The following is a 12,231-nucleotide window of genomic DNA, read 5'->3' as shown; positions in this document are numbered from 1 at the left end:
CGTCCGGCGGCACCGGACATCACCGCAGGGTCGAGCTCCACTCAGGGGCGAAGGAGGCAGGGCATGCTCGAGGAACTGACGGTCACCGCTTGGCAGTACTTCGGGCACGACCGCCTGTACGTCAATCTGCCCGACGGGACGCCCATCGGCTGGGCGGACCGCAGGACCGGCGGCATCACCGTGGTGCACGCCCGCTATCGGGACGACGTGACCGACGCGCTGGCCCGCAGAGCTCCCGAACTGCTGACCCGCGCGGAGCCGCAGGTGTTCGTCCACCCGGGCGCCCTCGCCGACGCCGACGCGGACGCGGAGGGTGACGTGAACGCCGACGCGTACGCCCCCGGTGACGCGTACGCCGATGGTGACGCCTACGCCCGCCGTGACACCTACGCCGACGTCGTCGGGCCTGCCGTCACCGGCGGAGCCGCCGAGGCGCACCGTACGGTCGTCGCGCCGCCGCCTGCGGCCCCCACCGCGCGGGGCTTCCCGGAACCGGCCGGGGCGGAGCCGTTCGTACGCCACGGCCCCGGGGACCGGCTGCCCCGCCTGACCCCGGAGAACGACCTCGCCTCCCGCCGGCCCGGCGCGACGCTGCGCGGGAACTCCTCGTCCGGGGATTCCGCCGCCGCCCCCGACTCCGGCCGGCTCGAACGCCTCAGCTCCCGTCTCCTGCGCCGCCGCCCCATGGACGAGTCGCGCCGCAGGGAACTGCTCGGCGAACGCCGTACCGGCGCCGAACTGGGCCGCCTCACTCGCCACGGCTGGCGCGTCCTGCACTCGATCCCGCTCGCCGACGGTGCGGACATCGACCATCTGCTGATCGGCCCCGGCGGCGTGTTCACGGTCCGGACCGAGTACCACCCGCAGCAGTCCGTACGGGCCGACGACGACACCGTCCGCATCGACGACGGCGAACCGCGCCCGTACATCGCCGAATGCCGGGCCGAGGCCGCCCTCGTCCGGAAGGTCCTGGAGAGCCACTGCGACTTCCCGGTCCGCGTCCAGCCCGTGCTGGTGTTCGTGGACGCCGCGTCCCTCGACGTGGCGGCCACCCAGACCGACGTACGCGTCTACCGCGAACGCCAGGTCTCGGCCCTGGCCCCGCTGTCGGGCGAACTCACCGCCCGCGAGGCGGACCGCGTCCACGACGTCGCCCGTATCGCGGAGGTCTGGCGGGAGGTGTAGCGCACGACTGGAGACGAGCCGCTGCCGGCTCTGATCTCCGTGCAGAACACGCCAGTTGGGGGCGATGCCTTCTGTTGTCCGGTCCTGTGCTGCGAGCATCATGGGGCGGACGACACGGGGGGTCGGCATGGCCAGTCAGTGGTGGACGAACGTCCGGGAGAGAGCGGGCAAGGACCATGTCGACGCGCTGATCATGCGCATCGCGATGAACGCCGGCCCCGATCCCGGTGCCCTCGACGACCCGGGTGCCCGCTCGGGCTCGGCCGCCGCAACGGACCCCGGACCCGGCGCCGATGCGGGTGCCGGCGCGTATGCCGGTCCTGACCTCCGGGCCGGGCCTTCGGCGGATCCTGGCGCACCGGACCTGGTGACGCGGCTGCTGTGCTCGGCCCTCTACGTACGGCCCAGCCGGATCGGCAAGCGGCTGCTGGAACGCCGCCTCCGCCGTGAACGGGCGGGCCGGACCTGGCGCGGCCGCCGGCGGACCGTCTTTCTGGCCGACGAGGGCACCTGCCCACCGCTGGGCGAGGCAGCCGCCCGCTGGGTCGTCAGACATGTGCTGCACGGTCCGCGGCTGCCCGTCCCGTCGTTCGGGTTCGACGTGCTGCCCGTGGTGGCCCACAGCCTCAGGGCGCGCCGCATCCGAATGCTGCGGCACCTGGCGCTGCTGGCCGTCACCGCCCTTGTGGCGTTGATCGCCCCGGCGGCCGCGGGCTTATGGGCGGCGGCCGCCGTGGTGGGATTCGTGATCACCAGCGGCGGAGCGGGCAGGCCGCCGAGCAAGAAGGCGGGTGATGACGGCAGCGGCGACACGCGGAGCGGCGGCACCGGCAAAGCGGCGGGTGAGCCGGGCACCACACGGACCAGCGGCGCCGGGATCCTCCTGTGGATCCCACCGCTCGTCGGCGTCTTCGCCCCGTGGTCCGCCTTGGAGGACGAAGGACGGGCCTGGACGCTGCTGCTGCCGCTGGTGTGGCTGCTCTGCGCCTGGCCGGTGTACTTCGTGGACCGGATGATCGCCCGCCACAGCGTGTACCGCCTGCTCGCCGGCGCCGGCGCCCCGACCGGCGCCGCACGTCGGACGCCCGGCGGCCGGCCTCTGTGGGCACCTGCCTTCGGACGTCACAGGAGGCGCCGGGCCGCGGAACTGGCCGAGGGCCAGCTCAGACCTGAGCACCCCTACGACGTGCAGCAGCGGTTCGTCGGAGCCGGCCTGGACCTGTGGGCGCCGGCCGTCCCCACGACGTCCCTGAGGACGGCGGGCGCCGGTGACGGCGGCGAGGCAGAGGGTGCAGCACGCCCGTTCGGCGAGGCCGAACTGCTGGAGCACATAGGCGCCGCCCTCCTCCGCATCGAGGAGGCCGAGGGTCTCACCGAGCCCCTGCCGGGCTTCTCCGTGACCCAGGTCGTCGGCATCCAGGCCCCTTTGTGGCTGATCCGGGCTCGCGGCTCGAAGCAGAAGGAACCCGACCTCCACGACAGCCGGTACGCACCCTCCGGCCGCCCTGAGCGGCTCTACCTCCGGGCGCGGTGCGTGACCTGGCAGGGCCAGGTCACCGTGACCATGTTCGTCAACGTGGCGCTGGAGGCGGGCAGGCTGCGCCTCACCCTGCGCCCGCACGTCATGGCGCCCCTGCACAACCGGCTGATCCTGAACGTCCTGCGCGAGATGCTCCCGCTGTACCAGGTGGTGCTGTCGGGGCTGGGGGAGTCGCTCCTCGACTCGTTCACCGGGGCGCTGGCGCCCTGGTACCGCCGGCGCGAACAGCACGGCAGGGTGCAGGACCCGGTCAGCGTGCGGGAGCACTTCTCGATGGCCGAGATCTCCGACATGCACCAGAGCGACGACGAGCGCCGGCTGGTGGTGCTGATGGAGTCCTGTGTCTTCGACGCCGTCTCGTCCTTCCTCAAGGAACACGGCATCGACTCCGGGAACTTCGACCAGCAGGTCTCCGTGATCATCAACAACATCCAGGTGTTCGGCGACAATCTGGCACCCATCCAGAGCATCACGGGAGCGCAGGTGACCGGCTCGAGCCAGCACGCGGGAACCAATGGCGCGGCGCGTGCCGGCCGAGGGGCGACGAGGAGGAATGCCGAGTGAGCGACGCACCCGGCCTGTTCGGCCGCCGCAGGCGGGAACCGGCGGCGGAACCCCGGGAACACGACCCGGACGGGACCGACGGGCGGAACGCCCCGGACCCCGCGGCGAACGCCCCGTCACCGGCCGTGCCTCCACCGCAGGCGCCCACGTCGGGGGTCAGTGTGGGCGGCGCGAACTACGGCACGATCCAGCATGTCACCGGCCACCATGTCTCCCGTGTGAGCCAGTCGGCCACCACCAGGGACATCACCGCGGCCGACGTGGAGGACGTCCGGGCCCTGTTGAGCCGGTTCCGGGCCGAACTCGCCCTCCACCAGGCCGAGCTCCCGATGGCGGACACCCTGCGGGCCATGACGTCCGTGGTCGACGCGGGCCTCGACGACCCGACCGCCCGGAACGAGGGGCCGCTGCGCTCCGTCGCCCAGGCACTGCCGGCCCTGGTGGCCGGTACGGCGGTCCAGGAGGGCGGCCAGGCGCTGGCGACGGCCCTCGGCAACCTGCTGGGATGAGCGTTCCCGGACGATCCCGCCACCGGCACCGGCACCGGCACCGGCACCGGCACCGGCACCGGCACCGCCACCGCCACCGCCACCGGCACCGGCACCGGGGCGGGGTCCGGTCCGGTCCCGTCCCGCCGCTCCGGGGCGGGCCCGGACCGGGTTCCCTCCGCCGGTCGGCTCAGACGGCCGGCAGCGCGTACAGCCGCTTGGCGTGCATCACGGCCAGCCGCTTGCCCGCGCCCACCACGTACCACTGCTGGATGGCCCCGCTCTTGTCGTTGTACGTCCAGCGCAGCTTCCCGGTCGCGGCGTCGAAGGCGTGCACACCGCCGTCCTCGTCGTGCTCGGTCGCGCCGTACAGCGTGCCGCCCACCTTGGTGAACTGCCACGCCTCCGCCGCCGTTTCCAGGAGGTCCTCGTTGTGCCAGATCTTCTTGCCCGTACCGGGGTCGACCGCCCACATGCCGCGCACGCTGTCGGAGGCGTAGAGCACCCCGTCCAGGACCTGCGGATCGTTGAACGCGCTGAACTCCTCCGTCGCGAGGGACCAGCGCTCCGTGCCCGAGGCCAGCGCGAACGCCCGCAGCCGCTGCCCGTCGGCCACGATCATCAGGTCCTTGTGCACGGCGAAGCGGCGGTGGTTGGACCTGCCGATCTTCTTCGTCCAGAGCTGCCGGCCCGTCGTCGTGGCACGGACGGTGACGTTCTCCCGGAAGTCGGTGTACGCGAGGCGCTCGCCGACGACCGCGGCGGTGATGCCGTACTCCTCGGTCCCCTTGTCGCGCTGCTCACGCCAGGCGATCCTCCCGGACCTGGTGTCGATCGCGGCGATCACGTTGGTCGGCGTCGAGAAGTCCTCCTCCAGGATTCCGGCGAGGACGTAGACATGACGGTCGTCGGCCGCGATGGGGCGCGGCTGTTCGTACTCCTTGCCCAGGCGGCTGCGCCAGGTCTCCTTGCCGGTGGCGGGATCGATGCCCACCACGTCGCCGTCGTACTCGGCGCCGGCCAGATAGAGCGTCCCGCCGCCGATGATCAGCCTCGCGCCGGGGACGGTGATGCCCGGCCGGGACCACCGCTCCTCGCCGGTGACGACGTCACGCCCCACGAGCGGGTCGCCGGACACCACGACCGTGTCCCCGATCACCGCGAGCGAGTGCATCCCGGCGAGGTCGTCGTTGGCGGCGTTCTGCTGCCACAGCGGCTTCGGCGCGGTGCCCGGCGGTGGGGTGGAGAAGGTGTCACCGCCTTTGTCCCCGCCGGGAGTTGTGGCCCCGCCGCCCGGGACGCCGGCCTCTTCCTCGGGGGTGCATCCCCATGAGCCTGCCGCCAGCACGGCCAGCCCGAGCCCCGTACCGGCCAGCCTGAGCACCTGCCTGCGTGACCTCGCGTTCCCGTCACGTCTGCCCATGTCGCTTCCCCGTCCCCGTTGCGCCCGGATGTCTCCGACGCCCCCTCGGACGTCTCGAGCCCGGTCACACTAACCGTCGGTTTCCGGCCGGTGGCAGGGCAGTACGCAACCGGGACGCGGCCGTGAAGCTCCTGTCACAAGGGGGGATCAGCGCCGTCCGTAGCCACGGGGGCACGGAGGCGGGTGGCCGGTGCGTGCCCGCGCCGCTCCGACCGTGCGCCCCGTCCGAGCGCCGGGTCCCGGCTTTCTTCGGCACCCGCTGTGCGCACGCCGCCTGCGAGGGTCAGTCGCGCGGCCACGGACGGCCGTCGAGCCGCTCGATGTCGCGGTTGAACCGGCTGAGGTGGGCGGCGAAGTCGGCGACCTCGTCGGGCGTCCATTCGGCCATGACCTTCTGGAGGCCGCTGATGTTCCTGGCGCGGTCGGCGTCCAGCCGCCGCCGCCCTTCGTCGGTGATCGCGAACTTGCGGGCGATCCCGCCGTCGGGGTCCGGCATGCGCTCGACCACCCCGGCGCGCAGCATCGCGGCGGTCTGCCGGTTGAGGGTCGACGCGTCGAGTCCGAAGGCGGCGCTGAGTTGGCCGATGCTCATCGGGCCCTCCGCCTCGATGCGGCTGAGCAGGATGTAGGCGCTGCGGTCGAGCCGCTCGCCTTCCCGCCGGTCGCGGGGCGCCAGCAGATGCATGTACCGCCCGAGCAGCATGGTCTCGAACTCGATCAGGTCGACGGGCTTGTCCACGCGAGGTTCCTTCGGCTCCCGGCTCGCCCCCGGTCCCGTGGAGGCCGCCATGCAGCAGGTATACCACGTGACATGTGTATGATGCATGTCGTATGCATGATGCACATCGTATGCGTCATGCATTTTTCTTGCCCGGTCAGACCGATCCGGGAAGACCGACAGGGAGAACCCGTGGACCGTTCCCAGGCCGACACCCGTGTAGGCGGCGTCGTCGGCATCCTCGCCCTGGCGGGCATCGTGGCCGCGATCACGCAGACGCTCGTGGTGCCGCTGATCGGCGAACTGCCGGTCATCCTCGGCACCACCGCCTCGAACGCCTCCTGGGTGATCACGGCCACGCTGCTCGCGGCGGCGGTCGCCACGCCCGTCGCCGGCCGCCTCGGCGACATGTACGGCAAGCGCCGCATGCTGCTGCTCTCGACGGTCCCCCTGATCGCGGGCTCCGTGATCTGCGCGCTCTCGTCCTCCGTGGTCCCGATGATCGTCGGACGCGGACTGCAGGGCATGGGCATGGGAGTGGTCCCCCTCGGGATCAGCCTCCTGCGCGACGTGGTGCCGCCGGCCCGGCTCGGCTCGGCCATCGCCGTCATGAGCGCCTCCATGGGCGTCGGCGGCGCGCTCGGCCTGCCGTTCTCCGCCGCGATCGCCGAGAACGTCAGCTGGCGGGTGCTCTTCTGGGTCGTCGCCGCCCTGAGCCTGCTGATCGCCGGCCTGATCCGGTTCCTCGTACCCGCGGACCGTACGAACACCGCCCCCGGCGGCTTCGACCTGCTCGGCGCGATCGGCCTGGGCAGCGCACTGGTCTGCCTGCTCCTCGCCGTCTCCAAGGGTGCCGACTGGGGCTGGTCGAGCGGCACCACGCTCGGGCTGTTCGCCGCGACGGTCGTGATCCTGCTGGCCTGGGGCCGCTGGGAGTTGCGCAGCAGCGAGCCCCTGGTCGACCTGCGGGTGACCGCCCGCCCGCAGATCCTGATGACGAACGCGGCCTCGATCCTCGTCGGATTCGCCATGTACGCCCAGTCCCTGGTGGTCCCTCAGCTGCTGCAACTGCCCGAGGCCACCGGCTACGGCCTGGGCCAGTCGATGCTGGCGATGGGCCTGTGGATGGCCCCGGCGGGCCTGATGATGATGGTCGTGTCGCCGCTCGGCGCGAAGCTGTCGGCCGCGTACGGCCCGAAGACCACCCTCGCGGTGGGCAGCCTGATCATCGCCCTCGGCTACGGCATCTCCCTGCCGCTCCTCGGCTCCACCTGGGGCCTGCTGATCGTGACCATCGTCGGCAGCACGGGCATCGGCTTCGCTTACGGCGCGATGCCGGCCCTCATCATGGGCGCGGTGCCCCAGTCGGAGACCGCCTCCGCCAACAGCTTCAACACCCTGATGCGCTCGATCGGCAGCTCGGTGTCGGCCGCGGTGATCGGCGTGGTCCTTGCCCAGATGACCACGGACTTCGGCGGCTTCGCCCTCCCGTCCGACGACGGCTTCCGCGCCGCGATGCTGATCGGCTGCGGCGTGGGCGTGGCGGCGGCGGTGGTCGCGTTCCTGATCCCGGTGGGACGGGGTGCGACCGGCCCGCAGGAAGCATCGGCCCCGCCGACGGCGACGCCGTCCGAGGCGTCGGCCCGCGCCTGACGAGACCTGTCGCCGAACCGACGGCGGACCGGACGCTGGCCGGACGGGAGCCCTGCCGAACCCTGCTGCTCGGGAGGGCTCCCGTGCGTCGAGCCACGGTCGAAGGCGGCAGCCGCCTCGCGACGGCGAACCGGCCGGGCCGCCTTCCGCCGGCCGCCCTCGCGACGGTCGACCCCGCGCACGTCGCCCTCCGACGGTCGACCGGCCAGCGGCCCTCGCGACAGCGAACCGCCCCCCGCCCGACGGTGTCGCCGAAAAACAGGGGACCGGGCACCACTTCCTCGGGTACGTTCACTGCTGTTCGAAGGGGGAGAAGTGGCGAAGCTCAATCAGATCATCGCCGTGGAAAAGGGTGTCAAGAGCAAGTCGTTCCAGGACATCACCACGGCTCACCAGCGAGTGCAGAAGGTCGCACTGCTGGCCGGAATCTCGCGTACGTACCAGCCCAAGGACGAGGAGGGCGAGCAACTGCCGCCCGAGTCCACCAGGGTCCAGGTCAAGGCCGAGGACGTGCTCCGCGAGATGTCGGCGTCGCTGACCCGGCTGTTCGACGTGACCGCCACCAAGGACTGGGCCAACTGCTCGGCCCGCGCGGACGTCGTCGTCGACGGGCGGACGATCGTCGCCGAGGCCCCGGTCAGTTACCTGCTCTTCCTGGAGAAGCAGCTCGTCGACCTGCACACCTTCGTGAAGAAGCTGCCCGTCCTGGACGCCGCCGAGTCCTGGTCGCTCGACCCGTCGACGGACTGGTGGAAGACGGACCCCGTACGCACGATCCGGACGAAGAAGGTTCCGCGGAACCACGTCAAGGCCGAGGCGACGGACAAGCACCCGGCGCAGGTCGAGGTCTACTACGAGGACGTCCCGATCGGGTACTGGACCACGGTCAAGTTCTCCGGAGCGCTCCCCGCACGGCGGGTGAACGAACTCCTGGAACGGGTCGAGAAGCTCCAGACCGCGGTCAAGTTCGCCCGCGAGGAGGCCAACAGCGCCGAAGTCTCCGACCAGCGGGTCGGCGACGCGGTGTTCGGCTACCTCTTCGGCTGACGGCACACCGGCCGACGCCCCGGGCGTCGGCCCCACGATCGCCCCCGCGTGCGAGCGCGGGGGTGCGCAACAGGCGCGGGCCGGAATGAGGACCGGTTCGCGTGATGGGCGCAAGCTGAAACTGAGGTTCAGCCTGACGACACGGTGACAGTGAAGGTTCGAGTCCTTCCCCCGGCACTACGCGCCGGGGTGGCCCAACTTGGCAGAGGCAGCCGTGATCAAACTCAGACTCTCGCTCCAGCTTCAGCATCGCCACCGATCGCCAGATCGACCGGGTACGGACGAACGCCGGCGGATGCGGGTTCGAATCCAGCCTGCACCTCTCACACGGTGCGGTAGTTCAAAGGAAGAACACGTCGGCCTTATGACTGATCCGTACTCTTAAACGCCACTGGCGTGCGCAATTGGGTGGCATCCCCAGGGACCCGGGAGCTGGATACGACTCCCGGGTTCCGCCACGTCCGGGGCCGTCCCGTGCCGGGACGGACGAATCTCCGATCGACGGAGCTGCTTGCGAGGCAACCGGGTGCGGTGCCTGCGCGCCCTCGGGGGAGCGGTGGACCCCGCCGTCGGAGCGCGACGGCCACGAGGGCGACGGTCGCGGCGCGGGGCTACCGCGAAGGTGTGTGGAGGTCGAGGTCCGAGACGAGGCTTCCACCGTCCGCGTCGAGGATTCCGCACAGGCGGTTGACCGGCGTGTACAAGGGCCTGGCGTCGGCTTCGATGCCGTCCTCGTCCTCGAAGTCGAAGAGCCGGTCGAACGGCACGGTGACGAACGGCCACACGGCGGGGTCGGCAGCGGCGGAGTCGGGATGGTACTGCCACTGGGTACCGCAGGTGCGGTTGTGGACCTCGCCGACGTACCAGGCGGCCGTCTGGAGGAAGTCGCCGCCGCGTTCCTCCCATGCCTCGTCGCTGCCGGTGTAGCGGGACCGGACGAGAGCCTCCAAGCGCTCCAGCGAGCCGGGGGTGAAGTCCCAGTCCCCCTCGTGCCGCCGGGCCCACGCGGGGAACTCCTGCCGCTGGATCTGGAGCCAGGCGTCCAGGACGGGGTTGCTCGAGCGAATCCGATCCAGCTCGGCCAGTTCCTGGTACTCGTCCTCGGTCATCTCCATGCCGACCGACCTTACCGGTCTCTCTGCCGACGGGGCGGGGGCGGCGTGTCGCGGCCCAATCGGCTTGCAGTCACGTCGAGTTGCGATACAGACTCTGCCGTTGGCGGTGTCATGTCACGGGGGCTCACACCGCTCTTACCTGTCCCTCAAGCCCCCGCAGGTAGGGGACAAAGAGTTGCAATCCATACGTTCACGCGTGAGGGCTCGTCTGGCGTCCGCCGTAGCGGTCGCCGCCGCGGCGACCCTCGCGCTCACCGGCCTTCCGGGCCTCACCTCCAGCGCGGACGCCGCGCCGGCCAAGCCACCGAACCCGGGGATGCTCTGCCGGGACTATTTCGACCTGGCCGAGGATCTCGTGGCCATCGTGGAGCTGCCCGACGGCGACGCTTCGCGGGCCAAGGCACACTGGGACGAATACGAGTACGAGAACCCGGGCAAGAAGTGGGACGGCCTCGGCCCGCCGTCCGCGGAGGACGTGGCGCGGCTGGAGAAGGAGCCCAAGGAGCCGCCGAAGTCCCGCGCTGTCGACCGGGTCTGGTGGAAGTGGATCAGGGCCAGCAAGAAGAACCCGAACGCCTACGGTGACTTCACCTACTGGCGCGACATCATCCTCATCAAGAACGCCGGAAACGACCCGCGGGGCAAGGCGTTCGAGAAGAAGATCATCAAGGATCACGGGCTCGTCGGCGACGACTGGATCTGCCAGAAGGAGTTCGACTTCACCGACCCTGACACCGGCAAGACCCACCGGCGCCAGGCGGACGCCTGGAACAAGCGCACCGGCGAATCGCTGGAGATCAAGTCCAACGGCCACCCGGACCCCAAGCAGAAGCCCGGCGACATCGCCTGGTCCAAGCAGAAGGAAAGCCCGGTCAAGTCCCTGAAGTACGTCTTCGCCGAGCCGCAGGACAAGTCCGCCAGGGACCACCTGAACGAACTCAGGAAGAACGCCCCGGGCAAGGTCACCGAGTACAACTACCGCTCCAAGAAGGTGGAGCTGGCTCCGGGCGGCGGCGTACGGGACAAGACGACCACGATGCAGCCCCCGGGTTCCAAGGGTGTCACCGGCGGCGGCGCGCAGGACCTGATCCGCGAGTCGCGCCCGAACCCGAAGGACATGAAGGAGTTCCTGGACCGCAAGAACGCGGCCGACCCCAACCGGCTCCAGCCCAAGGGGCCCGGCGGAGTGGACTTCACCACCCTGGAACTGCGGTACATCGGCAAGCCGGTCAAGGGCCAGGGCGTCGACTACAGCTTCTCCGCGAAGGAAGTCGCCGAGGACACCGCCGGCTGGGGAGGCAAGGAGAAGGCGCAGCTCATCAACGACGCGTTCTTCACCTGGCTCGCCCTGACCCCGGAGAAGTTCTGGGTCAACCTCAACCCGGACCAGCCCGACAAGATCATGGACAGCGCGTTCGGAAAGACCGACGCCGGACGGGTCCTGCTGGAAGCCGACCTGGAGCTGAAGAGGGACTTCGCCGATGCGATGAACCCGAAGAAGCGCCCGGAGGCGGACCAGTACTGGAAGTCGCTGCCCCGCAACGCCGACGGCATCCCCTGCTGGTTCCAGGTCCGCAACTGGATCGAGCCGGACACCGCGGTCGTCCGCGAGGAGAACGGCGGCATCCACATCCTGGACACGCCGCTGAAGGTCAAGGCGCAGTACCTGAAGATCGACAACATGCCCGGCGACCCCTACCTGTGCGAGTTCGACGAGGCCGAGAAGAAGGCCACCGAGGACCGCATGAACCGGCTGATCATGCCCGAGGTCGAACGGCGCGTGAACAACGACCCGCGCTACGCCGACCTGCGCCGCGTCTACACGGCCCGTGTCGCGGCCGAGTTCATCCGTCAGCAGGACGCCAAGGCCCCGACCGACTACCACAAGGTCATCAACAGCAACGACGTCTCCTCATGGCCGCTGCGCGGCGAGAACAAGGACTGGACGCGGGAGAGCGTGTTCCAGGCGTACCTGAAGTCGCTGCGTGAGGGCGAGCAGCAGTGGGAGCACGACGCGGGCGGCGGCCCCTACACCATGAGCGTGGGCGGGGTGGACTTCTCCAAGCAGCCCAAGCAGAACATGGTCAAGGCCCGCTTCGACACCGAGCACCCCTACCTCCCCCGGGAGACGAAGTCATCGGTGCGCACGCTGACGGACAACGCCAAGGACGGGAACGCGAACCTGCTGCTCCTGGGCGGCAACACCGTCGCCTCCGACGTCTCCGGCGGCGGCGACACTCCCGACCCGACGCCGACTCCCACACCGACGCCGACTCCCACGCCGACCGGGCCGGGCGAGCCGACGGACAAGCCCACCGCGCCCAGCACGCCGCCGGCCACCGGCGGGAACGGCGGCGGCACCGGCGGGAAGGACCCCGGAGGCGACCTCGCCGACACCGGCTCCAGCACGCCGGTCGGACTGATCGCCGGACTCGCCGCGGCCCTCGCTGCCGTCGGCGGAGGCCTGGTGTGGTGGAAGCGCCGCCGCACCGCCGGCC

The 12,231-nt window shown here is 70.8% G+C and carries 9 protein-coding genes; 6 read left to right on the top strand and 3 right to left on the bottom strand.

Translation table 11 applies throughout. The features are described 5' to 3' along the window. The first annotated feature begins 63 nt into the window (after positions 1-63). The 3 genes from ACWGH4_RS20115 (at position 64) to ACWGH4_RS20105 (ending at position 3,798) form a co-directional block, all read left to right on the top strand. The gene (locus ACWGH4_RS20115; protein WP_453462578.1) at positions 64-1,185 is read left to right on the top strand and encodes a nuclease-related domain-containing protein; all 1,122 of its coding nucleotides are present in this window, start codon (positions 64-66) and stop codon (positions 1,183-1,185) included. Positions 1,186-1,312: 127 nt separating this feature from the next. Beyond that, positions 1,313-3,289: a hypothetical protein gene (locus tag ACWGH4_RS20110; protein WP_453462576.1), complete on the top strand. Its 1,977-nt coding sequence runs from the start codon at positions 1,313-1,315 to the stop codon at positions 3,287-3,289. Further along, positions 3,286-3,798: a hypothetical protein gene (locus tag ACWGH4_RS20105; protein ID WP_453462573.1), complete on the top strand. Its 513-nt coding sequence runs from the start codon at positions 3,286-3,288 to the stop codon at positions 3,796-3,798. The genes ACWGH4_RS20110 and ACWGH4_RS20105 overlap by 4 nt, the downstream gene beginning before the upstream one ends. A gap of 169 nt (positions 3,799-3,967) precedes the next feature. Here the strand turns inward: ACWGH4_RS20105 and ACWGH4_RS20100 are convergent, their stop codons facing one another. Next, a complete protein-coding gene (locus ACWGH4_RS20100) occupies positions 3,968-5,200 on the bottom strand; it encodes an outer membrane protein assembly factor BamB family protein (RefSeq protein ID WP_453462570.1) in 1,233 nt (410 codons plus the stop codon). Positions 5,201-5,483: 283 nt separating this feature from the next. Beyond that, entirely contained in the window at positions 5,484-5,939 is a 456-nt protein-coding gene (locus ACWGH4_RS20095; RefSeq protein WP_453462567.1) for a MarR family winged helix-turn-helix transcriptional regulator, read from the bottom strand. 171 nt (positions 5,940-6,110) lie between these two features. Between ACWGH4_RS20095 and ACWGH4_RS20090 the strand changes: the two genes are divergently transcribed. Both ACWGH4_RS20090 and ACWGH4_RS20085 read left to right on the top strand, forming a co-directional pair. Beyond that, complete coding sequence (locus tag ACWGH4_RS20090; protein ID WP_453462564.1) at positions 6,111-7,571, top strand: MFS transporter; 1,461 nt, start codon at positions 6,111-6,113, stop codon at positions 7,569-7,571. A 315-nt stretch (positions 7,572-7,886) separates the two neighbouring features. Then, entirely contained in the window at positions 7,887-8,618 is a 732-nt protein-coding gene (locus ACWGH4_RS20085) for a DUF7873 family protein (protein WP_307708280.1), read from the top strand. A gap of 611 nt (positions 8,619-9,229) precedes the next feature. Here the strand turns inward: ACWGH4_RS20085 and ACWGH4_RS20080 are convergent. Further along, positions 9,230-9,733, bottom strand: a complete 504-nt coding sequence (locus ACWGH4_RS20080) for a hypothetical protein (RefSeq protein ID WP_441264187.1) — start codon at positions 9,731-9,733, stop codon at positions 9,230-9,232. 196 nt (positions 9,734-9,929) lie between these two features. On the opposite strand from ACWGH4_RS20080, the gene ACWGH4_RS20075 reads away from it, so the two are divergent. After that, positions 9,930-12,231 (top strand): LAETG motif-containing sortase-dependent surface protein (locus ACWGH4_RS20075; protein ID WP_453462559.1); only part of this gene is annotated, 2,302 nt, incomplete at its 3' end.

It is taken from the genome of Streptomyces sp. NPDC054847 (genome assembly GCF_053610925.1).
This window is presented reverse-complemented; position numbering and strand designations above follow the sequence as displayed.

Bases quoted from the DNA above. Each gene is read 5' to 3' on its own strand.
- ACWGH4_RS20115 (WP_453462578.1), top strand. From the start codon at position 64: ATGCTCGAGGAACTGACGGTCACCGCTTGGCAGTACTTCGGGCACGAC.
- ACWGH4_RS20100 (WP_453462570.1), bottom strand. From the start codon at position 5,200: ATGGGCAGACGTGACGGGAACGCGAGGTCACGCAGGCAGGTGCTCAGG.
- ACWGH4_RS20110 (WP_453462576.1), top strand. From the start codon at position 1,313: ATGGCCAGTCAGTGGTGGACGAACGTCCGGGAGAGAGCGGGCAAGGAC.
- ACWGH4_RS20080 (WP_441264187.1), bottom strand. From the start codon at position 9,733: ATGGAGATGACCGAGGACGAGTACCAGGAACTGGCCGAGCTGGATCGG.